Origin of the sequence: Thalassomonas sp. RHCl1 (assembly GCF_947387555.1) — a bacterium.
GTDB lineage: Bacteria > Pseudomonadota > Gammaproteobacteria > Enterobacterales > Alteromonadaceae > Thalassomonas.
In genome coordinates this window covers 209,496-236,016 of record NZ_CANDNZ010000008.1, presented here as the reverse complement: position 1 = coordinate 236,016, position 26,521 = coordinate 209,496, and the positions used below count along the sequence as shown (strand labels likewise).

Genomic DNA, 26,521 nt, shown 5'->3' with positions numbered 1-26,521 from the left:
TAACACTCGATCAACAAATCTGTTTATATAAAATACAAAACCTAAAATAAAACCTGGTATAAACCCGGCTTCAATCTGGTTCATACAAGTTACAAAAGCTTTATCGTCGTATAGTTGTAGACATTTTTATATTTCCGTAGCCTTATCCGGCAAGGTTATTTACACTGTAGGGAGAATCTAACACCCAATGACTAGATATGCAACTTTTTAGCATAAATATATTATGAAAAATTTACCTGATTTTACCGACTCTCTGAAACAACTGATCGCCAGCCCTTCCATCAGCTCGACACAAAGCAGTTGGGATCAGGGAAATCTTGATATTATCCAACTACTTGCCACTTGGTTTGAACAGCTGGGGTTTAGCATTCAAATACAGCCTGTGCCCCACAGCAATAATAAATATAATATGCTGGCAAAACTTGGCAGCGGCGAAGGCGGGTTATTATTGGCGGGACACAGTGATACCGTACCTTTTGATGAAGACCGCTGGCATTCCGATCCCCTGAGCCTGACCAGTAAAAACGATAAATTCTATGGCCTGGGCACCTGTGATATGAAAGGCTTTTTTGCCTTTATTCTCCAGGCCAGCCGTCAACTTGATGCCAAAAAACTACAAAAGCCTTTATATGTCCTGGCCACCGCCGATGAAGAAACCACTATGGCCGGGGCGCGTTTTTTTGCCCAAAGCCAGTTGATCAAACCCGATGTCGCCATTATCGGCGAACCCACCAGTTTAGTGCCCGTGGTGATGCACAAGGGTCATATGTCGCACCGCATCACGGTACAGGGGCAGTCGGGACATTCCAGCCAGCCGGCATTGGGGGTTAATGCCATTGAAATCATCTATCAGGTGATCGGCCGCCTGATAAGCTTAAAAGACACCTTAGAGCAAAATTACCATAACGACGCCTTTGATGTGCCTGCCCCCACCCTGAATCTGGGGGCGATACAAGGCGGCGATAACGCCAACCGGATCTGCGGCTTCTGCTCTTTAGATTTAGATCTGCGCTCCCTGCCGGGTATCAGCGATGACGAACTGATCCACTGGCTCAATGATAGCCTGAAAGAACTGGCCGAGCGCTACCCGGGACGTATTAATATCCAGGAATTACATCCCAGCTCTCCCAGCTTCGAGCAGCAAAAACCCAGCGATCTCATCAGCCTGGCGGAAGAAATCAGCGGCCATCAATGCTGTGCGGTAAACTATGCCACCGAAGCCCCCTATATTCAGCAACTGGGCTGCCAGACCATAGTCCTGGGGCCGGGTTCAATAAAGCAGGCGCATCAGGGAGATGAATATTTGGCATTTGATCAGATCACTAAAACCGAAAAGTTGCTGATGAAAATGATCCAACATTATTGCCTTTAGGGCTAGTCATTAACGGCCGGGGAGCGGTCAAATAAAGCGCTGATTACTGGGCCTTATTCCACAGCTTTTGATTTTCCTTGATAGAGAAGAATTCACCGGCATGCCAGCAACGGGGGATAAGTTCCAGGTTCTCCCTTTCCTTATAGTTAGAGGCCAGCAATTCCAGGATCTCCATCAGCCTTTTTTTACTCATGGTAGCCAGGTTGCTGGCCACCGCCGACAAGTACAGGTTGTCTTCACACTTGACGATAATATCCAGTCCGCGGCTGATAAAGCTCAGTTGCCGGGTCGCTGCCCGGCACAAGGGCTGTTCAGGATTTTCCGGGTATAAACGGTTGACTATGGCATATTCATACCTGTCCAGGGCTTTGCCGTCACTGTCCCGGGGAATATAGGTAATGCCAAACCCCTGGGGGTACATGCCGGTAATGCGGTATAAGCTGTCCACCACCGCCTGGCTGCAGGTGCCGCGTTCGGCATTTTGATTCAGGGCCTGGTAAGCCTTAGGCAAGAGTTTATAGTTATACTTGGCCTTGGTGGATAAAATAATAGAAGTATAAATTTGCGGTACTTTCAGCAGGTTGCCTATACCTTTTAACGGATTGATACTGGTTTTCAGCAAATGTTTGATAAAAAATATTTTCTTGTGCTCGGCCTGGTTAAATTTATCCCGCTCTACTTTTGAGTTGCCAATATACTGGGTCAGGCCGATGCCGTGTACCAGGTAATCTATAGTTTCCCGGTAACTGATTTGTAACAGCGCCTTACGTGACTCCACACCCAGAGTGCGACTGGGATCAAGCTTACCGTCCTCGCCGTAAATAATCTGCTGGGCATCCGGGTGATAATGGCCGATATCCTGGATCAGAGCCGCCATGATCACCGGAATTTTTACTTGCTGGATATAGACCTTATAATTTTTCGGATCCAGCTCATGGTATTCGGCATATTGCTCCGGAGGAATATCGGTCAGGTACTGACTGATATAAGGCTCGGCAACAATCTTGTCCATGCATAACCTGTCTAGCAGGCGCAAAGCCAATACCGCTTTATACAAAGCCTTATGCTGTTCGTTTATCTGGGCGATTTTTTTCCCTTCGGTGGGACTGATTAACTGCAGCGTGCCGAGAAACTGGGCAGATTTCCGGTTGGTTTCCTCGATATCCTCCGCTTCACACAAAGCGAGTAGCTTATGGCAGGTTTCAAGCAGATTTTCATTGCGCTCATTACGCTCGATCCTGAGCTGCAGCTGGAAGTTTCGCTGCTCCCTTTCCAGCTTATGCAGCTTTTGCTGCAAAGCTGCGCTTTCTTTGCCGCTGCCCTCCTCAATCTTGGCTTTTATCTCCTCCAGCTGCTGCTGATACTTGTCCGCTTTAGCGGTTTGTTCCGCCTTCACTTCAAAATAAGCGATTGCCCGCTCGAGGAAAGAATCTTTTAGCTGGCTGCGACCATAGGTGCGCCCAATTAAAGCGCGTACCTGCTGGGTAAAATTGGTTTCACTGGTCACATTAGCCACTTTATTATTGCATTTATCCCGGCACGGCAGAAAAAGGTACTAGTAATGCTAGTTAATTTTTCACCAATAAACAAGGAGATCCCTCGTTAACGGCAAAACGGCGGCAAAGGCAGAAAAATGCCCGCTTCAGGCGTTTTAAGCGGGTTTTCAGCGCCAGATCTCAGCTGTAAGTGGCAGTGAGGATCAGGCGCTAACGCGGGTAATTTATTCGGGACGTATGCCTAAAGTATGACAAATGGCATAGGTAAGTTCCGCCCGGTTTAAGGTATAAAAATGGAAGTTTTTTACTCCTTCCTTATTTAATACTTTAACCTGCTCCATGGCAATATTGGCCCCGACCAAACGCCTGGTGGTTTCATCGCCATCAAGCCCTTCGTACATTTTCGGCATCCAGCTGGGCACATGGACATTGGTTAAGCCGGCAAAACGTTCCAGCATTTTATAGTTAGTCACGGGTAAAATACCCGGGATAATTTCCACATCTATGCCCACGGTCACACAGCGGTCGCGAAAACGCAGATAAGACTCGATATCAAAGAAGAACTGGCTGATAGCCCGGTTGGCGCCCGATTCCACCTTACGCTTTAAATTCAATAAATCAAATTGCGGGTTTGGCGCTTCCGGATGACCTTCCGGGTAGGCGGCAACGGAAATATCAAAATCTGCCACCGACTTTAACAGCTCCACCAGATCGCTGGCATACATGCTCGGCTTTTCACTGCTGTTGGGCAAATCGCCGCGCAGCGCGACAATATGGCGAACACCGCTTTGCCAGTAATCTTTGGCGATTTGTACCAGCTCTTCCTTACCGGCATCAATACAGGTCAAATGCGGAGCGGCAATCAAGGCGGTATCTTTTTGTATGCGTTTGATCACATCATGGGTACGATCCCGGGTACCGCTGCCGGCACCATAGGTCACGGAGACAAAGCTGGGCTTTAACGGCGCCAGGCGTTCGATTGAATTCCATAACGTGGTTTCCATCTCAGGGGAATTAGGCGGAAAAAATTCAAACGATACCTGAATGTCTTTGCTGATCTCACTTAAACTGCGGTTTAACGACTCAACTTGTCTGGCGTGGCTATAGCCCATTAGTTTATCCCCTTAAGTGTTACTTGATGTTGTTTATTCACCAGTTGCTGGCAGGCTTTTACCAGATCTGAATGTAATCCCCCTGCGGTAACATCCCGCCCGGCTCCCGGGCCGCGGATGATCAAAGGATTGTCCTGATACCAGTGGCTTTTGATTTGAAAAATATTGTCGCAGGGGGTCAGGTTGGCAAACGCATCATCGCGCGCTAAAACCTCCAGGGAGACCCCGGCTTTTACCTTGCCCTGCTCAAGTGAGAACCTGGCAATATAACGGATACAGGCTTGCTGTTCTTTTGCCTGCTGATATTGCTGCTCGAAATAACCGTCGAGTAGCTCCGCTTGTTGCAAAAATGCCTCTGTACTCAGCCCTTGCAATGATTCCGGCACCAGGTTCTGACAATCGATATCTTCGAGCGATAATTCAAAACCCGCGGCACGGGCCAGAATCAATAACTTGCGTTGCACATCCCGACCGGAAAGATCTTCCCTGGGGTCCGGCTCAGTGATCCCCTGTGCCAGGGCTTCTTTTAACAACACAGAAAAAGGCTTCTGTGCATCATAATGTTCAAATAACCAGGACAAGGTGCCGGAGAATACTCCGGAAATTTCCGTGATCTGGTCGCCGCTGTTGATCAGATCATCAAGGGCATAGTTCACCGGCAAACCGGCACCGACTGTGGTATTACCCAGCCATAAACTACCGCTTTTCCCGGCCTTATTTTTTAACGTCCGGTAAGTGTCCGTGCTGGCAGAGGCCGCCCACTTATTAGCGCCGATCACATGAATGCCTAAGTCAAAAAATTCATCATAAAGAAAACTAAAAGCTTCACTCGGGGTAATATCCACCAGGATCATCTCGTCATAAGGGTGGTGCTTAAGCCAGCTCACCAAGTCTTGATTAGTATAGTCTGTGGCTTGCTCGCTGAAATCGGTCAACGCCGAGCTGACATCCAGACCGTCAGTATGGATCAGCGCTTTTTTAGAACTGACCAGGCCCACCAGATGTACGTTTTCCAGCGCAGGCACCCGGGCTAACTGAGCCGGCAGCAGCTCAAGAAAGCGCTGGCCGATATTGCCTAAACCGGCAACCACCAGGCCAAGATGACGGGCATCTTTAACAATTTCGTGATGAACCTTGTTTAATAATTCAGGTGTGGTTTCCTGGGGCAGGAGGGCGATAATGCTGTGCTCTTGCTTAGAATTAACAAAGCGCAGCACCCGGTCATTTTTCAGGGCACGCTTAAAGCGGCCATAGATATCCAGGCGTAAGGCTACCTGATAACCCACGGCAGCAATTAAACTCACCGGGGTGAAAATCACTTCAGCGCCAAGCATAGCCAAAGCATTGGTTAAGGCTTGTTGCTGTGAGGCTAAGATCACCAATTGCCCCTGCTTTTCATCACTATAGACAGGTGAAAGTTCAGCAATAACATCAGCCGCCACACTACCTTTGAGGGCTTCACAGCTGACCAGGAGCAGATCATTAAGGTGGGTAACCGACAATTCCTGGCGGGCAATCTGGCCAAATTCACCGATTTCCGTTGCCGCCGCTTTCACATCAAAACTGCTGGCAACATGTAAATGACTGCTGCTACCGCTGAAATTATCGGTTAGCGGCTGCAACGTTTTCTTATGCAGAACCGGATTGCCCAGACGTCCTAACTCCCGTGCTACCGCGTTGGGTAAGCGGTGCAATTTACGGGCAGAAGGCACCACCCTGGGGTCGGCGCTGTAGATGCCATCAACATCCGTCCACAGGGTGACATTTTTCGCCGCTAATAAAGAGGCAAAAATAGTTGCCGAATAATCACTGCCGTTTCGGCCCAAAGTACAAGAGTTGCCCGCCTGATCCTTGCAGATAAACCCGGTGATCACCGCCAGTTTTTGTCCTTGGCGGCTGTTTGCTAAATTGGCTTGGCTTACCGGATTATCGACCCGGCATTCCCGGGCATTATTGATTACCAGAAAATCCCGGGCATCAAGGTAATAGCTGCTGCAGATACGCTCATTTAATAATGCTGATAATAGCCGGGCTGACCACACTTCCCCCAAGGCGAGAATATCGCTTTCAAAGGCAAGCGGATCATCACTTAACCAGGCAACCAGCTGATTGATGTCCTGCTCTAATTCTCCCGCCAGGCGACCGGCATTGTCGGCATTTAATAAAGCAAAAATCAACGCGCTTTGCTGCTCTTTCAGCAAAGCCAGCGAGGTGTCCAATAACTCACCGCCAAGGGCCAGCTGATGCAGGGACAAGAGCAGATCTGTGGTTTTTCCATTCGCAGAAACCACTATAATGTCATTCAGCTGGCAATGCTGACGGATAATAGAGATCACCCGCTCGATGCACTCGGGCGTTGCTAAACTGCTGCCACCGAATTTATGAACATTAACGCTGTGTTTTTCTAAGTTATTTTGAGCAAAATCAACTTGCTCAAGAGTATTTATCTGAGTCATTTTTTTACCACAAGCTCGCCAGTGCAGGATTAAAACTAAAAGGTTTTGTTTGCTGATCATTATCTGCCACAACCCTCAGGCTTGGCTCTGAGTTGCTTGCAGCAGATGCCTTGTCAGTAAGCTTTTTTTCAGGACCAGTATTATCGAGCCCTGACTGGCTGGCAGTTAAACCGGCATCAAGATCGTTAATAATGTCGTCGATATCTTCTATACCCACGGAAATACGCACCAGCGACTGGCTGATCCCCGCCACTAACTGGGCTTCAAGCTCCATTCCGGCATGGGTCATGGTTGAAGGATGGCTGATTAAACTCTCCACACCGCCTAAGGACTGGGCCAGGGTAAACAGGGATAAATTGTCAAACAGGCTTTTAACGGCTTCGACACCGCCTTTAACTTCAAAACTGAGCATGGCACCAAAAGACTTTTGCTGTTTGCAGGCAATAGCATGGCCGGGGTGATCCGCCAGGCCGGGGTAATACACCTGCTCAACCGCCGGGTGTCCGGCTAAAAACTTGGCCACGGCATCGGCATTGCTTTGATGTTGCTTCATTCTGATCGGCAGGGTTTTCAGGCCGCGTAAACTCAAATAGCTGTCAAAAGCTGAGCCGGTAATGCCGATACAGTTCGCCCACCAGGCCAGCTGCTCTCCGAGCTCCTTATCCTTAGTGACTAATACCCCGCCGACAACATCGCTGTGACCATTGATATATTTCGTAGTGGAATGAAAAACTATATCCGCCCCCAGTAATAATGGTTGCTGCAACACGGGGGATAAGAAAGTATTGTCGACCGCCACCAGGGCGCCCGCTCTGTGGCTTGCTTCGGTTACCGCTTTAATGTCTACGATCCTGAGCAAAGGGTTGCTCGGGGTTTCGATCAAGACCAGTTTAGGTTTTTGCGCCAAGGCTTGCTCAAGGGCATCACTGTCGTTTTGATCCACTACAACTAATTTAAACAGCCCCCTTTTCGCCAGGTGGCTGAATAAACGATAACTGCCGCCATAACAGTCATGAGGGATCACCACGAGATCATCCACAGCCAATAGCTGACACAATAAATGCACCGAAGACATACCGGTACTGGTGACTATGCCATGGGCGCCCTGCTCCAGCTCGGCCACCGCCTCGGCAAAAGTAGCACGGGTAGGGTTGCCGGTACGGGAATAGTCAAATTCACGCTTTTCATTAAAGCCGGTTAACGAATATGTACTGGATAAGTGAATTGGCGCAACCACAGCACCATGATGCTTATCATTATTTATACCTGCCCTGACGGCAATTGTTGCTGTTTTGTTATTAGCCATTTCACTCTCGATTTACATTTGGATGTTTGGACGTCTAAAACTCTAAACGTTTAGATTGTTGGGGTCAAGATCTTTTTAGCCGTCTAAACCTCTACACATTCGGATGTTGACTCACAGCCCACAACCAGTACAATTTACCCTGGGAAATTTAGAATATGAGGTAAGTCGATGGCAGAGTGGAATGCCGAATACATTAATCCATACGCCGAGCATGGGAAAAAAAGCGAGCAGGTGAAGAAAATCACTGTTTCTATCCCCTTGCGTGTTTTAAAAGTATTAACGGATGAAAGAACCCGTAGACAAGTCAACAACTTACGTCATGCGACTAATAGTGAACTATTATGTGAAGCTTTTTTGCATGCCTTTACCGGACAACCCTTGCCGGACGATGCTGACTTAGCCAAAGATAATAATGAGAAATTACCGGCAAGCGTAAGAAAAGCACTTGAAGCAAAAGGTATTACCGATTTCAGTGTTTACGAAGCAGAAGAAGAATAATATCCGATACAATTGCAGTGCTTTGCTTAATGATTTAGCAGAGAAATAGCTGACAGGTATTAAACAAGTTAAAGGCGCATTTTGCGCCTTTTTATTTACAGGGATGTAATGTATACCATGAATGCAGGATGCATACTCTTAGTAATTGCTGACCTCACCTATCAAAACAGAACCTAGAGAAATAGCATTTACCGGTTTTAAACTCGCCCATGCGCCAACACTTTCCCTGAATGAAAATGGCAAAGTAACCAGCTCGAAACACAAATGCCATTGATAAGCTTCAGTGACCATTCACTTCGCTAGTACACGATTAACATATTGTCAAATATCTTTACATTAATTTAATCACTCATAAACACAACACGAGCAAGAGATTGATTTTATTCATTTTTTATATTTTGGCATAGGAATCGCTTTATAGAGTTCAGTAACCAAGTTGCTTAGTGAGCTGTCAGGCACGACACCAAATAACAAAAGATATAAAGGAATATCACATGAAATCTAACTTCTTAAAAACTGCTGTAGCCGGCCTTATCCTTTCTGCCAGTACTCTGGCCCATGCAGGCGCTATCGACTTAAACTCCTGGTCTCAGCAGGGCAATGCCGGCAACGGTAACTGGACCGTTGCCCCTGACGGCTCTTCGGTCGTACAGTCTATCAATGGTAACCCTACCTTTTTTGTTAGCCCGGAATCTTTTATCAATAAAGAGTTTACCGGCTCTTTTGGTGTAGAAACCTCCAGTGACGATGACTTTGTCGGTTTTGTGTTCGGCTACAACGGCCTGGACGACTTCTACCTGTTTGACTGGAAACAGGGCACGCAAACCGTTAACGGCCAGGTAGGTTATGAAGGTTTTACCTTATCTAAAATTTCTGCCGGTGCCGATGTGACGTCTTTGAACGGTTTATGGGGTCATAACGGTACAGGTATTACCGTTTTAGATACAGATTATGGCAACGACCGCGGCTGGGCAGATAATACCGTTTACGAATTCACCCTGGGTTATACCGATACCGAAATCAATATCGGCATCAACGGCGGTGATTTCGTCAACGAGCAAATTTTCAGCATTTCCGGTTTAAACAACCAGGCCGGTAGCTTCGGTTTTTATAACATGTCTCAGGCAACCGTAAGATACAGCGGTTTCGAAGAAGATACCTGTACCGAAAATTGCGGTACCGTACCTGAGCCTTCTACTTTGGCAATTTTTGCCTTAAGCCTGATGGGTATCGGTGCCCGCCGCTTTAAAAAATAAAACCTTATACTTATATAAGTAATAAATAGATAAGCCCCACTTAAAAGGCATCCCAAACGGGATGCCTTTTCTATATACAGAAGGTATAAGTTAAAGAGGAGTCTCATTTCCCACTAAGTGCCGCTGACTTTACCCGGCCAGGGATTCACTTTTTCGCGGTAAATGTATGCCCGCCAGCATGCATCGAATAGAACCTCCCGCCAGCTCAATGGTGGAGACATCCAGCGGCACAATTTTTACGTATTTTTCAATCGTGTTTATCTGCTCTGGGTTTAGAGAGTTAAAAGCCGTTTGCGATATTGCCAAGATATTACCCTGTGCAGTCGCCAGCTCCAGTGCATTACCGGCAAATTGTCTGATCTGAGCCAAAGTCAGCTCTATCACCTCCCTGCCCCCCAGTTGTAAATGCTGCATCACCCGACGGCGTTCACCCTCATCTTTGATCAGCCCAGCGCCTATCATGACAAAGCCGGTGCCGATACACATTAAAACATTGGTGTGATAAACATCGACATTGTTTTCATCCCTGGCATGAAAAGCCACTGCCTGATAATTAAAATCCCGGCAAAAATGATTAAGCAGCCAGTCACTCATGCGTTTCGACTTCACCGCATAGGCAATACGGTTAACATGATCCAGCACCATGGCTCCCGTACCTTCCAGGAAAAGTCCCTGGTTTTCAAAACGAGCATAATTAAAAGTTTGCCTGACCCGGTATTCCCTGCCAAGCAGGGCCAGGACATCATCCCTTCTTTCCTGGCGACGGTTTTCACAATACATGGGATAAATGCCCACAGATCCGTTTTCATGGGTAGTGAACCAGTTGTTGGGGAACACGGAATCCGGCGTGGTTCTGGTTTCATCATCAAATAAAATCACCTTAACCCCGTGCCGGGTCAGGATTTCAGCGGCGGTATCCACCTGCGCCAGGGCTTTGCTTTTAATATCACCACCGGTGAGGGCCTGGTGACTTTTTTGAAAGGCATTATCTGCCGCCGTTTGTGGGTTAGGACAAAAATGATGGGGGCGGATCATGACCACGGCCGCCGGTGCCTGATGGTAATTTTTCATCTTGGCTGACTCCTGGAGCTAATAAGTAATTTCTGGAAAATGTTTATCTGGGGAAATTATGAAGAAAAAGAAAACTAAAATTTAGTGCAAGAATGCGATTAAATTGCTTAAAGAATTAGCAAAGTGAGCACACCGAATAACACTTTGCTAATAACTTACTTTGATCTGTCACCAAAGCACTACTGGTCCGCTACAACTCTTGCGAACTGATCCTGTGACTCGACAATAAAATGCTGGTTTCCGAGGCAGAAACTTCATTGATATTACGTATCCGCCCCAGCACCTGGTCAAACTCTTCCAGCGACCTGGTTTGCAATTCGGCAATCATATCCCAGCGGCCGTTAGTGGTATGAATAGCACACACACTCGGCTCAGCCATGAGTGCCTGTTTGATATTTTTAGTGGAAGTGCCTTTAAGTTCAATATTCATCAGGGCGCGGATCAAGGAGACCTGTTCGTTAGTGCCCGGCGAAACCAGCGCGGTATATCCGGTGATCACTCCTCTTTTTTCCAGGCGGTTAATACGGTTTTGCACCGTGGCACGGGAGACATCAATGGTTTTCGCCAACTGGGAAACCGAGGTCCTGGCATCCGCCCTAAGCAGACTGATTAGCTGCCGATCGATATTGTCCAAATCACTCATTATGCTACCCAAGCTATACAAATTGCTTAATATATTAGCAATATTAATCAAATATCAGGCTAATTAATAGCACAAGTCTGTGGCACAATGAGATTTAACGAAAAGAGTAAATCAGCACTAATGAAAAACAGTAACGGCTAATGGCAAGCAAGCTGACACAGCAAGCAGGCCAGGCGGTTACCGGGATAATAAGATGAAAAAACTACTCTCAACGATTTTATTGCTACTGCCGATTATGCAGGCCCGTGCGGCTGATTTGTCCATCGACCAGCAGATAGACCAGCTATTGCGTCCGGTGGCAGAGCTTTTTACCGGTATTATTTTTTACAGTGTAGACATCGCCGGTACGCAATTCCCGTTAATTGTGCTCTGGCTGATTGCCGCCGCCGTGGCGTTTACCGGCTATTTTGGTTTCATCAATATCCGCGGCTTTAAACACTCATGCAAGGTGATCAAAGGAGATTATTCCGATCCAAAGGATCCCGGTGAAGTCAGCCATTTTCAGGCATTAGCCACCGCCCTTTCCGGCACAGTAGGCCTTGGCAATATTGCCGGAGTAGCCATTGCCGTGTCCATCGGCGGACCCGGAGCCACCTTCTGGATGATTATCGCCGGCTTTATGGGCATGTCCACCAAATTCCTCGAATGCAGCCTGGGGGTAAAATACCGGGTGATCACCGCCAAAGGCGAGGTACACGGCGGCCCCATGTATTATCTTAAGACCGGCCTGGCGGAGCTGGGCTTTAAAACCCAGGGCAAAATACTGGCGAGCTTTTTCGCGGTATGCTGCGTAGTTGCTTCCCTGTGCGGCAGCAATATGCTGCAGTCAAACCAGGCCTATCAGCAGTTTGTGGTCGCCTTGGGCAATACCGGTTTCTGGACTGATAAAGGCTGGTTATTCGGCGCGATATTGGCGGTAATTATCGGTGTCGTGATCATAGGCGGTATTAAAAGTATCGCCAAAGTAACCTCCAAAGTGGTGCCGCTGATGGCGGGGCTTTATTTGTCTGCCGCCGTATTTATTCTTATCTATCATTACAGTGAAATTCCCCGTGCTTTTGGCCTGATCATTAACGGCGCCTTTAATCCTGAAGGGGTCGCCGGCGGCATTATCGGTGTAATGATCCAGGGCTTTAAACGCTCAACCTTCTCCAGTGAAGCCGGGGTGGGTGCGGCCTCTATCGCCCATGCCACCGCCTCCACCAAAGAGCCGATCCGCGAAGGTTATGTCGCCCTGCTCGAGCCTTTTATCGATACCATTGTCATTTGTACCATCACCGCCCTGGTGATCGTCATCACCGGCGTTTACCAGACTACGGACGGCCTGGACGGCGTCGCCCTGACCTCAAGCGCCTTTGCCAGCGTGATCTGGTGGTTCCCTTACGTACTCAGCGTGGCGGTATTGATGTTTGCCATCTCCACCATGATTTCCTGGGCCTATTACGGCTCTATTGCCTGGGGTTACCTGGTGGGTGATTCTAAAGTGCTGGACCTGCTCTATAAACTGATCTTTTGCCTGTGTACCGCCATCGGCGCTTCGGTGAGCCTGGATGCCGTGATTGCCATTTCCGATTCCATGTTTTTCTCCATGGCAATAGCCAACATTATTGGCCTGTACCTGCTCGCTCCCGGTATCAAAAAGGATTTAAAGGCCTATCAGTCGAAATATACCGCGGAAAACTAACGTCAAACCCGGCTTCGGGTATAGCTGTTATTAACAACGGCCCCGAAGCCTGCAACACTACTCGACAACATTATTGATAATCAGCTCCCGCAGCCACTTATGACCAAGATCATGCTCGAAGTGTTTGTGCCACATCAGCACATAAGCCCCCGGATCAAAGACCACAGGAATAGGTAAAATACGCAATTTAAAACTGGCAGCCAGTTTAGTGGCATGCCGCCCCGGCGCACATAAAATCAAATCGCTTTGCTCACACAAACTCATGGCACTGTGAAAGTCCGGCATATGAACGGCAATGTCGCGGTCGAGTTTTTTAATGCTCAGCACATCATCGAGCAACCACTTATTCATGCCGCCGATAGTCACCTGGATATGGCGATATTTTAAAAAGGTATCGATATCCCAACTCTCCTGTAACGCCGGATGATCTTCACGCAGCAGACACAGGGAATTTTCCCGCAGCAACTCAACATGATTAAGTTCTCCCGGAATATCTTTAATATGCACCGGAGAGCGGCTGTCCCATTCACGACAGGCAATGCCCATATCGGTTTCACGGCTAAGCAACTGCTGCATACTGTGCTCATTCCAGGTATTGGTTTTTAAACTGACATTGGGTGCCTGCACCAGCAAATCCGGCATAAAAAACGGAAAAGTGAGCGAATAGGCCATATCCGGCATATGGATATGAAAACGGCGCTGGCTTTGTCCCGGGTCAAAAGCCTGTGGCCGGGTAAGCTGCTCCAGCTGCTGGATCACCTGACGTAATTGCGGCGCCAACTCAATCGCCCTGGGAGTCGCTTTGAGTCCCTGAGCATTGCGCTCAAACAGCGGGTCGGCAAACATATCCCTGAGCCGGGACAAGTGCTTACTCACTGCCGACTGAGTGACATTCAGACGCTGAGCGGCGGCGGTCACATTTAACTCTTCCAGCAGCACCGCCAACACCTTCAATAAATTCAAATCTAACTTATGCACCCTAACCCCCTTCACTGCCGCAAGCTTGCCAGCCAAGTTGCCTATTTTTCATCAGTCATTCCAAAGTGGAATAATTAATACAATGATAATTCATTTCTGCTCATAAACCTAATCCCCTATACTGGCCCCGTTGACCCCAGGAGAACGAAATGACAACACGTAATTCCCTGCCACTGCTTATGCTGATGGTGATTTTTAGCCCGCTGGCTATCGATATATTCTTACCGGCCTTACCGGTCATGGCACAAGACTTTGCTGCACCTATGTCGCAGGTACAGTGGAGTATCAGCGCATTTCTATTAACCATGGGTCTTGGTCAACTGCTTAGCGGCCCTTTAGCGGACCGCTTTGGCCGCAAGCCGGTGGCACTGAGCGGAGTCGTGATTTACGGCCTGTCTTCATTGCTGTGTGTTTTTGCCGCCAGCCTTGAAGCTTTCCTGTTTTTCCGCATGGCCCAGGGCTTTGGTGCCTGCGCTATCGTGGTCGCCGCTTTTGCCTGTGTACGCGACAAATATAACCCGATACAAAGCGGCGTGATCTACAGTTACCTTAATGGCGCCATTTGCTGTATTCCCGCCCTGGCGCCGATACTTGGCAGCGTACTGACGGAGCACTTTGGCTGGCGCAGCAACTTTGAAGTGATGGCGCTTTATGCTGCGGTTGCCGGGGTAATTATGTTCTTTACCTTATCGGAAACCCGCCCCGACAGCACAGTACAACCTAAAAAGCTGCTCAGCCTGAAAAGTTTTATGCCGATCGTTAAACACCCGGTATTTTTATTTAATGCCACTATCGTGATGCTGATGATGGCGATCATGCTGGCCTTTGTCAGCAGCTCACCCGCCTGGTTGATGGTAGAGCTAAAGCAAAGCCAGCATACCTTTGTTTTTTGGTTCAGCCTCAATGCCGCGCTCAATATTGCAGCCTGCTTCTTTGCTCCTAAAGTGCTGACCAGGCTGGGGGCCAGGAACACTATCGGCTTAGGCATGGGCATATTAGTGGTTTCCGGCATTTTGATGCTGGCTTTACAGCAATGGCATCATGCGGCCGCCTTTATGATACCTATTATGATCTGCTCCACCGGGGTGTCATTACTGGCAGGCACCTGCTCAGGCCAGGCTTTGTCACCCTTTGGTGATAATGCCGGTTCGGCCTCTGCGCTACTGGGCTTTATGCAAATGAGCGGGGCCGCGGTTTTAGTGGCGTTATTGCAGCTATTGCCGTTAAACGCCCCACAGCAAATGGCGCTGTTGATACTGGCCATCTTACCGATTTACGCCTTGTGGAAGTTACCTAAAGTTAAAAGTACCTTATACCCCTTGCCTGTCGCCAATGCTTAACTGCGCTAAGTAAGCCTGCTTGCCGTAAAGCCCTCACAGGTTGGGACAAGCATAAAAGTTCACAATTAAAAAAGGGACGCTCATCAGTGCGTCCCTTGCCTGATAATCTCATGCTTTAGCTTGCAAAAGCCTGCTTAACGTTACCATTGGGCATTTAAGCTCACCCCTGAGAAATCACTGTAGCCATAAAGGCTGATAAACCAAGTGCTTGCCTCCGGGTTATCCATGCTGCAACTCTCGGTATTACCATCCACCCAGGGGCGACAGTCATAATCAGACGAGGTCGGCTGACTGCCTTTGCGGACATAGAGATCGGCATCGCCGCTGCCACCGGCAATATTGACTTGCAGCGCACTTTTACCGGCAGGCACATCAACACTGAAATGCAGCCATTCCCCTTTCCCCGCAGACAAATCAGACTCACTCAAACCGCCACAGTCACTGCCCTGCTGATAAGCCAACACCAACTGCGGGCCGGAGCCCATTTCTTTTGAATTCATATCGATACCATTTGAAGTACCGCCCGAGGCGATAACCAGACCATTGTTGTTACCTTGCTGCCAGGCCCTGATGGCATCTAAACCTGCCTGTCCCAGGGAGATAGTTTTCTCTCCCGTTGAGGAAGCGGTAAAACTGGTCAGTTGCGTGCCTTGGTGAGCATCACCCGATACAGAATTCCAGGTGGCATTGTTTTCATCCCAGCTGTTTTTGCCACTGTAGATATTGTAGCTACCGGAGGAAGAATTAAAGACAGTTAACTTAAGGCTGGCGCTGGTTACAGTACTGCAACCGGGCAACTGGCCCAAATCAAACTTGATCAGGGTTTGCATTTCACCATAAGTGGTGCTTAGGCCATCTGCCAGCAGACCATCGCTGCTGCCGTTATAGTTAGTGTCGGCTTTGCTTTTGGCAATAAAGGTATCATCCGAGGCATTCAAAGTGATGCTGGTACCTGCATCGCCACTGTCGATCACAGTGCGGCGATTGCTGTCTTGCACTAATTTCAACTGCTCGCCGATACCGTTGGCATGCCACCAGTCAACACTTTGCGGCAGGGCCAGGGGATCCGCCGCCCTTTGCTCCCGGGTCAGGGTACTGGCAGAGCTGGTGAACTGGGCGGTACGCACCGTCAGCTGCTCACTTTCAACCGAAATCACTTTAAATTGCTGGATACTGGCCAGGTCTATGGTCCAGGACTTAGGATCATTGGCAGAGCGCGCCGGGGCGCCCCAGCTGCCTTCACCGACATAAACCGTGCCGCCAGAGGTCGTTTCGCTAAAGCCATTACCGCTTGGTTTAATGGCCTTGGTCAGCTTATTGATATGGGTATCGGATTCAACCACCAGGTTCAGGGCATGATCATAGAAGTCCTGTGCCCACCAGTTAAATAACTCGGTATTCTCAGACTTACCTGTGTAATGCGGATACATAGGCTTATGGTATTGGGCAAAGCGCCAGCCGGCACTGTTGCCCTTAGTGCTCAAATCATCGCTTAGCCAGCTGTTCATAGTACTGGCATAAGAAGACCAGCCGCTGTTTTTAAACTGACTGTTTAAGGTATATACCCTAAGCAGGGGCGAGACATTAAAGGCGCCATAGGTATCCAGGGCATTACACTGGCCGTCTTCATTATAATCCACGCCAAATACCTGACATAAGGTCGAGTAATTGTCGTCTTCATGGTTACCATGGGTGGCCACCATAGGATAAACACGCTTATAGGGCAGGCCGTCTATGGTGTCGTAGGAAAAGGTCAGCTGCCAGTCTTCCAGGTACTGGTTCATCTCGGAGGCGCTGTTGGCATTGGTATAATCACCGCCGTGCATCACGAACAAGGGGCGGATTTTGGCAAGCAGCTCATTACCGGCACGACGGTTGGTCCAGCCGGTACGGGTATCGCCGCCGGCGATCACGGTATAAGGGCTGTTGTCGGTCGGTGCGGTTTTAAACCAAAGGCGGTCGCCACAACCGCTTTGATCGCACACCCGGTAGTAAACCGGGCTGTTGGCATTAAGGCCGGTCAGGCGAACAAAGTGGCTGGTCAGGGAGTTATCAAAGTGATGGCTGGCGCTCACTTGCGCGCTGGTCCATAAACTTTCATCTGTGCTGTAACCGAATTTCACATAGGGCGACTGACTGGAGCCGTCCGGAGAAAAGCCGATCACGGCATTAGTGGCGGGGTCGCTGTCCCACATGATTCTGTGGTGTTTGCTTGCCGCCTGGGCGCCGGATAAAGTAAGCAGGCCTGAGGTAAGTACCAGGCCGGTGAGTATTCCTTTTTTCATTATTATCAGTCCTTTATTATATTTGACACATATACAGTAAAGGTCGGGGATGATATAAAATCAATGTGAAAGTTATATGTAAGAAATGTTGCAGTATTAATCCAACTGGCTGACCAGTCTTACAAAGGCGGCATTACGATAAGGCAAGGCCAATGTTTCTCCGGTGCCGAAGTTTACCGCCAGTGCGCCATAGCCCAAATGACGGAAACTTGAGGTCAATGGCTGCTGCGCCTGGCCACTCCAGTAATCCCCGTGTTTGGTATGGGGAAAAAAACCTTTATCGATCAAAGCATCACCGGTTTTTCCCTGATAATAAAGCAGGCTTTGCAATTCCTCGGCACTCGGCAAACGCCAATTACTGACGCCGCACTGAGCTTCCTGATTTGCCCGGCGGATCAAATCCAGGGTGTCGCAGCGCTCGCTTTCAAAATAACAATCCCCGAGATTGGCCTGACCGGCACGGCCGTCAAACCAGGAATAGCTCCAGTAGCCGTCATGAATCGATTCGTTGTCGGTTTTGACTTCCCAGATCAGGCCGTTTTTTTTATCCAACACGCAGGCCCAGGGTCCCGCCCACGGCGCCAGCGGCTGTCCCTTGGCCGTTAGCTTTTGCCAGCGCTCTGAAACCGGCACTCCTGGCCGTTCGTGAGGATAGCGGACGGTATAGGCATATACGGCAGAGCATATCGCCAGCAAGAGAGTAAATCTGAAAATCATCAGGCCCCCGAAAATTCAAGCTGAATCGGCAGGGCATGGCGGGTATGGGCCACCTGCGACTGATCAAAGGCTGAGACCCAGAGACAGACGCCGTGCCTGAGGGGTACATCGTACTCTGAGCCGGTATCGAGTTTACGCGATAACTCCAGCGACCAGCGCCCCTGGTGCCAGCGGGCAAAGGCGCGTACGTCCGCCCGGTCGCCCTCAAAGCGGTTAGAGCGGTACATCACCGAAGGCATACGGGTGCCGACCGGATAGTTATCATGCTCAGCCTGATAGGGCTGGTAATCAAACCAGGGGATCACCCAACTTAAGCCATCGCTATTGTCCTGCTGGTAAGGAGTTAACAGCTCAGGCGATTTAGGCAGGCGCTTAGGTGTTATGACATCGGGTTTGTACCAGCGCCAATTCATCACATAAGCGCCGGATTCTTTACCGTCCTGCAGATAACCGGCGCTGTAACGGCGGCTGCCGGGCCTGACTTTATCCGGTGGCCCGATATAGTTATCATCCGCCAATATCATATTATTGGTACGCACCGCCTTCCAGTGCCAGAGATCTCTGATAGCACCGTCCTGACTGTAGTGATAACCTTTACCGTGCCAGTTGGCGGGTTTATCTGCCAGGGGCTTGGGGCCGAGGTGTACCGTACCCGCGCCTCCCGCCTGACACTGGTTGGAAACCATCACCGCCAGCTTGTCTTCGTAATAGCGGGTTTCATCAAAGTTATAAAAGCCCTGCTGCTCAACCTGCCAGCCGCTTTGTGTTTTCAGCAAAGGCAAGTGCTTCAGGCTTTTGGTGGGGTCGTCCCAGCTGATATGAAAAAAAGCTTCAATACCATTTTCCACGACCTGGACCCGGATCCGGGTTTGGCCGTTATCGAAATTGGCGCCCCCCTGGGTCAGTACATCCACGGTTTCGGCCTGCCGCCAGACGGCCTCATCCGCCTTGCCGTCAATATGAATCAACTGTGATAAAGGCACTTTGGCAACCAGTAAAACATGTGCCGCTTTGCCAGAGAGCTGCAAACCTAAACCCGCCAGCAAAAAGGTAAGCAGCAACAAACCCAAAGACACGGGTGACAATTGCCGGGACGGCCATAAAATACGCTTGATTGCCGCCATCCCATAATGGACAAAATAACCGCCGCCATGCAGCAATAAATAGCAGATGATGCCAAGGGCACAATAATAATGAACAGCCACCACCAAGGCGGGAGCCAGGGAGAAATAAGCAAGCAGACCGCTTAGCATAGCCCCGAAAAATATAAGATAACCCGAGCGGATCACCAGGCGATGAAAGTTCAGGGCCTGGGGTTTTACCGGCTTAGGTCTTTGCCCCCGGGTAAGCAAACGCCAGCCGATATAACCGATAACCAGTACAATCAGCAAAATTCCGGAAGTAAAATGCAGCGGGTGGATGAGACCTTGGGGTAAAATGGCGGATATGCTCTGCCACAGGGGACGGCTGACGCTGGCTATTCTCAGCCCCGTCAACAGGTTGATAACAACTATCACTATCGCCCCAAGGTGGAGCAATACCCAGAACAAATTCCCTTTGTAAATCGACATATCCAATACCGAACCGAAAAGCGCGGAAGTTTAAATAAGTTTTATGACAAAAATGTGAAAGCGACTGTATTGCCACACTTTAATTTTTACTTACTTAAGCATCACCGAAAAAGTTAACAAGAAAAATAACAGCAACCAAGGTAAAGCATAAACACGAATAAAATGGCGGCAGCATTACTTCCTTTAAATGCGAGAATACGACCAGGTAAAGCCAGAGTCAACCGCTCAAATAACAAACAAAGACTTCGCCGGGCTAATGGCTGACGGGCAACAAGTTTCAAAAGCTAAAGTTCAAAAGCCCATGTTTCTCCTCATAAAAAGCAGACAATGGCTGACGGCACCACAACTTCAGATACGGCTTTAGTGATATTTCGCCCCTGGCCGATAAAACATTTCCCCTTACCGGCTTGTCGCAGGTCAAAACCGGATATCACCTTATTCCTGAAAATCTTTTTTCTTTTCCCAATTTGTAACCTTATGATCATCCTGATGTTTTTTGTCTGGATTTTACTTTTCTTCCCGGGAATTGTCATATAACGTACCTGAACTCCTAAAGATGCAGGCATCTTCAGGGAAAAAGCAGTTAACACGCAGCTTATCTGCGATAAGAAACCGGATCTCGCGGTGAAGCTGCATAACAAAGAAACAACTAAAAGAGACAAAGCACGGAGGCTTTAATGAAGCGATTTTTATCCATTTTTACCTGTGTAACTGTAGGGCTGATCACCTTGAGCAGCAATGCCTTTTCACCGCCACATGTCACCGGAAAAGGTGTATTGCCGATAGTAGACCAGCAGGGGCGCCAGCTGATATTACAAGGATTAAATTCCGGTAATGTCGCCAAACACAGCGAAATGCGCCGCTCCTGGGAAACCGAAACCGATGTAGCCTACCAGGCAAAAACCATGGGTTATAACACCGCCCGCTACCTTATTTTCTGGGATTTACTGATGCCGGAAAGAGGACAAATCAATCAGGCATATCTAGATGACATTGAAGCCCGGCTGCAATGGTATACCGACAATAAAATGCAGGTAATTCTGGATATGCACCAAGATGTCTGGGGAGAAAACTGCGGCGGCAACGGCGCCCCCGGCTGGGCGAGCATAGGCAGCGACGACCCCTTGAATGAAGGCCCCTGGTGGCTCAAGGTTGCTTCTCCCTGCGCCGTTGACTCCGCCAACAACTTTTTTGCCAATGTTGATAATATCCAGGATGATTTCAGCCTGGCATGGCGCGCCGTGGCCGAACGTTTTGCCGGCCACCCGGCGGTTATAGGTTACGACCTGTTTAACGAACCGACCCGGCTGGACGCCATCGCCGATCAACTGGTGTATGAAATGATCGAACCGTCCCAGAAAGGTTTACTGAACTTTGCCGTGATCGGCACCATCTGGGTAGACGGCCATCCCTACAATATGTTCACCGGACTTATCCGTAACATTATCCGCGACCTGGCCGCCAACATGGGCTTTAACGTGCCCGAGTCTTATATCGACAAAGTAGCCCACACCCTGATTGCCCGCAATAAAGGCGACTGGGGTAACCTCAACGCGGTGCGGGAATTTGAAGGCGGCGCACTGAGCGACCTTTACCAAAAAGTGATCAACCGCATCCGCGAGGTAGACAACGACCACTATATTTTTGTTGAACCTATGTCGGTCAGCGCCAACCACGGCGCACCAACCTCCTTGCGTTACCTGCACGACCCGCGAAACGGCGAGCGCCGCCTGGGCTATATGCCGCACCTGTACCCCAGAGATTTACACGAGGGCGCCAGCTACCGTGAAAGCGACTTTTCCCGGGTAAACCTTTGGGAAACCAACCAGCACAACTATGCCTACAACAACAATATGGCCTGGCTGATCGGCGAATTCGGCCACAGCAACAGCGCCGAAGGCGGCCTGCAATATCTTAAAGATGTGATGCTGATGGCAGAGCGCAATAAACTCGGCTGGGCCTACTGGTCAAGCGATCCCGGCGGCTGGAGCCCTATTGCCCCGGACAAGGTATCAGAACTTCGCAATGCCCAAGCGTTAGTAAATATTTACCCCAGGGCCGTTGCCGGCAGTATAGAAAACTACGACTTCGATGCCATGCAAAATACCTTCACCTTAAGCTATAGCAACAACGGCGCTACAGGCACTACGGAAATCGCCCTACCACGGCGCTTTTTTACCGGGGAATTTACGGTAAGTAGCGCAACCGACAGCAACTGGCAATATCAGCTGGACAGCGAACACAACATATTGCACATCAGCCATGATCAAGATGTTGATTTTCACCAGTTTGCCATTACCGCCACCGGCGGCGACCAGCCCATGCCTTATCGGGAACTTACCAGCCGCAACAACGGTAAATGCCTGGATTTCTCCGGCACCTTGCCCAGTGCGGGTAAAAACGCCATTTTGTGGCAATGTGAAGGCAAGTCGTGGCAGCGCTGGGCTTACGACAGCAAAGAACAGTTCCTACGCAGCTTTCAAAACCCTGAATATTGCCTGAGCCACGGCGGCCCGGAGCAGGCAAAAGATGGCGGCGCAGTAACCCTGGCCCTGTGCAGCAACAGCAATGATCACCGCTGGCACTACAATGACGGCGTTTTTGCCAATGCCCATAACCCGGATTATGTGTTAGACGCCTTTGGCACAGACAACAACAGCACCATAGGCCAATGGCTGTACCACGGCGGTCAAAACCAAAAATGGGACTGGGCGCAAACCACAGATCTGTCGATGCAGACACTGCTTGGTGAAATGAAAAAAGACCAGCGCTATTTCATGAAAGTCGCTACCCGGGAGCATAACTGCCGCCTGGAATGGGACGGTGAACTGGAAAGCGACAACGAACGCAATGCCAAATTTGATTGCGCTTCGCCGGGCGACGGTTTTATTTTTACCGCCGCCAGCGAGCCGCAAAAGCATAGCGATAACTCAGTTTCTGTTTCCGGCTACCTCAGCATGGCAGACGGCAGCTGCGCACTGGAATGGGATGCCCACCTGGATAATAAAAACGAGCGCAACAGCAAATTTGACTGTAGTACCAGCGGCGATCAAATCACCCTAACCAGTACCAGCGGCGGCAGCTCGCTAGTGATTAGCGCTAATCAGTGCGGCCTTGAATGGGATGCCAAATTGAAGAACGGTGAACGCAACGCCAAGTTCGATTGCAACCCCAGGTTTGATGAAATGCAAATAGAGCAATTCAGGATTTATTAACCAGCAAATAATGGCAGGATAAAACTCCTTATCCTGCCCCTCTCAAATTTAAATATTAACACTTATATTTCATAGCATTACAGCGTTTACGCTTCAGAAAATCTTAACTAAAAAACACTCCCTTAATCCATGGCTTTATCCCGCTTTTTCAACTATAACTAGGTGGTGAAATATCAACAAAAGAAGGGGGTTCAAAATAGCGATTTATACAGAAATAAACAACTAGCGCTACCCCTGAGTGCAGCAACACCCAGAGATAGCTAACCAAAACAGATACGTAGGGTATCCATCATGGCTAAACTTAATAATATGCCAGAGTTAAACTCGGCTAAAGTTTTTTTAACAAACTCTTTCACTAAGCATCCGACAACAGGGCACCGCAAGCGCCCGCGGCCACAGATCGACTTTGAAGCCAACATAGATAAAACCCGATCATGAAAAAGCTGATGGTATTAACCGTGAGGCTGGATACCGAGGTCGGTGAAGCGATTCATGCCTTAGCCCGGGCAGATGACAGAAGTGTCGCTTGGATTGCCCGAAAACTACTCACCGAAGCACTCCAGGCCCGTAACCTTTTAACGCCGCAGCATGACACTCGCAATCAGGCAATCAAAACCTGATTTATACCAATAATGGGTCAGGCCTTATTTTTTCAATACAAAATTCAAGACTTGACCCTATCGGCTTCAACCCTAGTGGCTTAGTTGGCTAAGCCGAGTTTTCTTTCTTAGCAGTAACACCAGCAGGCCCGACAAAAATAGCAATACAGTTGGCGGGAGAGGCACAGAAGCAAGCTGTTGTCTTGTTATCAGCATATTACCGAAAAACTCGTTGTCGTCTGTACCGGTAATATCCCTAATTTCGATTCTATTGAACAAGATATCAGAAGAAATGCCGACAAAATCCAGCACATCGTCATGTAAATTAAAGCTTATCTTTCCAAGCTCTGTAGCACCATTGAATATGGTTAATTCAAAGGTGGTATCAAAGCAGGTGCTATTACAACCATCCCTCATTGATCTACCGGTAGGCTCATAGGCATCAAAACCAAAGGCATATGCCCCGCCATCAATATTTAAATTGTAATTTTCATTACCGCTTGCCGCCAGTTCTTGTCCGGTAATAACTGTTGCCAATTCAGTAAAAGCAATTGAAGCACCGGGGCCATTTAAAAATGTTACCGGGCCAACCGTGGTTCCATGGCCACCTGAATTGGGTAACTCCCCTATGCTTTCGGCTAATGTTGAATTTATAAATAGATCTTTATCGTTGTACTGTATGAGAGCCGAGTGGCATAGAGTAGGTAAACACAATATAACGGAGAGCATGAATAAAGCAGTTTTATTTTTCATTTTTTATCCTTAAATAATTCTTAAATAGCGATTTTATTCAATAAAATCATTCTTACTATTTCCTTGATATCCAGTTAAATCGATGGGCGAAAAGCGCTTTAATTTAACTAGGTACTAAAGAGTACCCACCGAATTTTAACCAGCATACAAATGTTTTTATTTGATTTAGATAACAAAAAATAGTTGGTAATTATGTGATTTTGGCTTTAATGAATCCCTCATTACAATTTAGTAACTACACCGCTTTTACTGTCAGGGTCAGGTTTTATTTCTTGCATAGTGCAAAATTCAAGAGTCCTCCCTGATATTTATCTTTTAGCCAGAAGCTAATAACAGAGGGTTTCCATTTATAACATGTTGCGAAAACCTCGAACTTTACTTTCATATTCCCTATTTTCTTCCCTTATATATCGCTCTATTTTCCTTAACGACTCTTCATCTTTCCAAGTGCCAGTTGAACTATTTGGTAATGATTTAAGTCTCTTTTCTTCGGCTTCTCTTCGGCTATACAAGGTTTCGATTCTTTTGTTATGTCCGATGGTTAAAACCTGAATTTGCTCTTGAACAAATTCAAGAGGGAGCGGCTTTCTATTTTTAGCTGAAATTAACATCGCTTCCATAAATGGATCAGGTTTATCCTCTAGCATTTTAGGTATAAAAGGGCTTGCTACCGACATAACGCCAAGGACAAGTGAAAAGGCCATAAATTTTGAAATAGCCTCAAGATGTGCGGGTCGTGATACTTCGCTACGCTGCTCTACTGAAAGTAATCGATAAGCTAAAAATGCAAGTAAAAAAGCCAGGCCAATAAAGCCTAGCTTTAAGATCTCCAAGATATTCATTTCGTTTATATATCCGTATACAGAAAGTCATCTACAATGCTGAAATCTTGACATGATTTTTATGTATTTTCACTAAAAATGACATCGGAATCTCTTAATCGTCATGGTGATATTTTTACATTCACAAATAGTTTGAATAAACAAACCGGGACAGCCATTTTTGCCTTAATCAATTTATGGTTATCTCGGGTTATAGCTTTGTGGAGTATGATTGACCTGTCATATAAGAAAACTGTCAGAGTCAGACCTTGTTTATTGCATAAGAAACTGCCAGTGCAAAATTAAAAACCCGATCTCGATGTTTTTACTCTTACTATATGCTGCTTTTATTCTTCATTGGTATTTTTTACGTAATTTTGTGACTCTAAACCTGTTTTTTTTTGAACGACCAACCACGCAATAAACATTGAATTTACATAAGCAAATAACAAAAGGCCAACTTTATTTAATATAGTTGTCATTATCACTCCTTCATGGCTAACTGCCTGGGTAATAGAAGCTTTTGCATTCATTAAATTCAGGAATGCCCACCATAATGCCGCCTCAGCAGTATTTATATCTGAATGATAAGAACGTTCAAACTCCAATATAAATGCAGAAGATAAAGTAAAACTGACGAATACAACTAAAAACACACACAGTGTAAATGTTTCATATTTACTCGTGTGTAGACTATTTATAAGAATCTTAATGGACTTTATTGCACGTAGATATCTAATTATTCTAACAATTTTAGATACTCTCCCCCATCTAAGTGGATCTATTGCAGGTATTGAAGATATAAAATCAATCCAACCCCATTTAAGAAATTGAGATTTAAATTTAGCTTTATAAAGGTTTACAAAAAAGTCACATAAAAAAACACTACAAACAGCAAAATCAATGTATTGAAGCACTTGTTTTACTTCTTGATCTTCAACTAAGAATGCTTCAATTGACAATGCAACAAGTACATAAATACTTAAAAACAACAAAACTAAATTGTAAAATGGTGAACCTTGATGCTTCATAATTTCCTTGAATTAAATCCTTGTGCTACACAAAATTGATAAGTAATGTAGCTAACAACAGAAAATTGCAGTACTTCAAAATATATGTAATGCCATTTACACAAATGATCTTATAGACCTCATAACATTGTTGCTACAGATATTTATAAGATACACAACAAAAACTAGCACATTGAAAAACAATAAAGCCACATTTAAATCAGTAACACCACACCCAATACTTTTCCTATAAGAATGCTTTCTCAACTCCCTTTTACATAAGGCATATTTAGCTATCTATTCCTCAACATTATTGAAAGCACTAAAACTTAATTCTA

At 47.5% G+C, this 26,521-nt stretch carries 20 protein-coding genes; 7 read left to right on the top strand and 13 right to left on the bottom strand.

Annotation, left to right across the window (positions count from 1 at the left end; translation table 11 throughout):
* Nucleotides 1–223 precede the first annotated feature (223 nt).
* On the top strand, nucleotides 224–1,372 hold the full coding sequence (argE, locus tag QL234_RS21650; RefSeq protein ID WP_348650728.1) for an acetylornithine deacetylase: 1,149 nt from the start codon (nucleotides 224–226) through the stop codon (nucleotides 1,370–1,372).
* 43 nt (nucleotides 1,373–1,415) lie between these two features.
* Here argE and QL234_RS21645 read toward each other — a convergent pair whose 3' ends face one another.
* From QL234_RS21645 to metB, 4 genes are all read right to left on the bottom strand, one after another.
* Entirely contained in the window at nucleotides 1,416–2,879 is a 1,464-nt protein-coding gene (locus tag QL234_RS21645; protein ID WP_281559847.1) for a hypothetical protein, read from the bottom strand.
* A gap of 213 nt (nucleotides 2,880–3,092) precedes the next feature.
* The gene (gene metF / locus QL234_RS21640; protein WP_281559846.1) at nucleotides 3,093–3,980 is read right to left on the bottom strand and encodes a methylenetetrahydrofolate reductase; all 888 of its coding nucleotides are present in this window, start codon (nucleotides 3,978–3,980) and stop codon (nucleotides 3,093–3,095) included.
* Complete coding sequence (gene metL, locus QL234_RS21635; protein ID WP_281559845.1) at nucleotides 3,980–6,436, bottom strand: bifunctional aspartate kinase/homoserine dehydrogenase II; 2,457 nt, start codon at nucleotides 6,434–6,436, stop codon at nucleotides 3,980–3,982. The genes metF and metL overlap by 1 nt, the downstream gene beginning before the upstream one ends.
* A 4-nt stretch (nucleotides 6,437–6,440) precedes the next feature.
* Nucleotides 6,441–7,742, bottom strand: a complete 1,302-nt coding sequence (metB, locus tag QL234_RS21630; protein WP_281559844.1) for a cystathionine gamma-synthase — start codon at nucleotides 7,740–7,742, stop codon at nucleotides 6,441–6,443.
* A gap of 168 nt (nucleotides 7,743–7,910) precedes the next feature.
* Between metB and metJ the strand changes: the two genes are divergently transcribed.
* Nucleotides 7,911–8,240: a met regulon transcriptional regulator MetJ gene (gene metJ / locus QL234_RS21625; RefSeq protein WP_281559843.1), complete on the top strand. Its 330-nt coding sequence runs from the start codon at nucleotides 7,911–7,913 to the stop codon at nucleotides 8,238–8,240.
* A gap of 494 nt (nucleotides 8,241–8,734) precedes the next feature.
* Complete coding sequence (locus tag QL234_RS21620) at nucleotides 8,735–9,496, top strand: PEP-CTERM sorting domain-containing protein (protein WP_281559842.1); 762 nt, start codon at nucleotides 8,735–8,737, stop codon at nucleotides 9,494–9,496.
* A gap of 129 nt (nucleotides 9,497–9,625) precedes the next feature.
* Here the strand turns inward: QL234_RS21620 and QL234_RS21615 are convergent, their stop codons facing one another.
* Entirely contained in the window at nucleotides 9,626–10,567 is a 942-nt protein-coding gene (locus QL234_RS21615) for an arginine deiminase-related protein (protein WP_281559841.1), read from the bottom strand.
* Nucleotides 10,568–10,757: 190 nt separating this feature from the next.
* A complete protein-coding gene (locus tag QL234_RS21610; RefSeq protein WP_044832931.1) occupies nucleotides 10,758–11,210 on the bottom strand; it encodes an Lrp/AsnC family transcriptional regulator in 453 nt (150 codons plus the stop codon).
* Between the two features lie 193 nt (nucleotides 11,211–11,403).
* On the opposite strand from QL234_RS21610, the gene QL234_RS21605 reads away from it, so the two are divergent.
* On the top strand, nucleotides 11,404–12,894 hold the full coding sequence (locus QL234_RS21605) for an alanine/glycine:cation symporter family protein (RefSeq protein WP_281559840.1): 1,491 nt from the start codon (nucleotides 11,404–11,406) through the stop codon (nucleotides 12,892–12,894).
* A gap of 57 nt (nucleotides 12,895–12,951) precedes the next feature.
* On the opposite strand, the gene QL234_RS21600 is transcribed toward QL234_RS21605, so the two are convergent.
* Entirely contained in the window at nucleotides 12,952–13,872 is a 921-nt protein-coding gene (locus QL234_RS21600; protein WP_281559839.1) for a LysR family transcriptional regulator, read from the bottom strand.
* A 149-nt stretch (nucleotides 13,873–14,021) separates the two neighbouring features.
* Between QL234_RS21600 and QL234_RS21595 the strand changes: the two genes are divergently transcribed.
* On the top strand, nucleotides 14,022–15,212 hold the full coding sequence (locus tag QL234_RS21595) for a multidrug effflux MFS transporter (protein WP_281559838.1): 1,191 nt from the start codon (nucleotides 14,022–14,024) through the stop codon (nucleotides 15,210–15,212).
* Between the two features lie 140 nt (nucleotides 15,213–15,352).
* Here the strand turns inward: QL234_RS21595 and QL234_RS21590 are convergent, their stop codons facing one another.
* From QL234_RS21590 to QL234_RS21580, 3 genes are all read right to left on the bottom strand, one after another.
* Complete coding sequence (locus QL234_RS21590; protein WP_281559837.1) at nucleotides 15,353–17,497, bottom strand: DNRLRE domain-containing protein; 2,145 nt, start codon at nucleotides 17,495–17,497, stop codon at nucleotides 15,353–15,355.
* Nucleotides 17,498–17,593: 96 nt separating this feature from the next.
* The gene (locus QL234_RS21585) at nucleotides 17,594–18,214 is read right to left on the bottom strand and encodes a DUF1566 domain-containing protein (RefSeq protein WP_281559836.1); all 621 of its coding nucleotides are present in this window, start codon (nucleotides 18,212–18,214) and stop codon (nucleotides 17,594–17,596) included.
* Nucleotides 18,214–19,785 carry an ethylbenzene dehydrogenase-related protein gene (locus QL234_RS21580; protein ID WP_281559835.1) on the bottom strand — a complete coding sequence of 524 codons (1,572 nt, stop codon included), beginning with the start codon at nucleotides 19,783–19,785 and terminating at the stop codon, nucleotides 18,214–18,216. Before QL234_RS21580 ends, QL234_RS21585 begins: the two co-directional genes overlap by 1 nt.
* Nucleotides 19,786–20,462: 677 nt before the next feature.
* Here QL234_RS21580 and QL234_RS21575 point away from each other — a divergent pair.
* Nucleotides 20,463–23,000 (top strand): cellulase family glycosylhydrolase, encoded by a 2,538-nt coding sequence (locus QL234_RS21575; protein WP_281559834.1) that lies wholly within the window; start codon nucleotides 20,463–20,465, stop codon nucleotides 22,998–23,000.
* A 434-nt stretch (nucleotides 23,001–23,434) separates the two neighbouring features.
* Nucleotides 23,435–23,620 (top strand): hypothetical protein, encoded by a 186-nt coding sequence (locus QL234_RS21570; RefSeq protein WP_281559833.1) that lies wholly within the window; start codon nucleotides 23,435–23,437, stop codon nucleotides 23,618–23,620.
* Between the two features lie 72 nt (nucleotides 23,621–23,692).
* On the opposite strand, the gene QL234_RS21565 is transcribed toward QL234_RS21570, so the two are convergent.
* From QL234_RS21565 to QL234_RS21555, 3 genes are all read right to left on the bottom strand, one after another.
* A complete protein-coding gene (locus QL234_RS21565) occupies nucleotides 23,693–24,352 on the bottom strand; it encodes a hypothetical protein (protein WP_281559832.1) in 660 nt (219 codons plus the stop codon).
* Nucleotides 24,353–24,699: 347 nt separating this feature from the next.
* Nucleotides 24,700–25,194 (bottom strand): hypothetical protein, encoded by a 495-nt coding sequence (locus tag QL234_RS21560; protein ID WP_281559831.1) that lies wholly within the window; start codon nucleotides 25,192–25,194, stop codon nucleotides 24,700–24,702.
* Between the two features lie 326 nt (nucleotides 25,195–25,520).
* Nucleotides 25,521–26,204, bottom strand: a complete 684-nt coding sequence (locus QL234_RS21555) for an ion transporter (protein ID WP_281559830.1) — start codon at nucleotides 26,202–26,204, stop codon at nucleotides 25,521–25,523.
* Nucleotides 26,205–26,521: the final 317 nt, after the last annotated feature.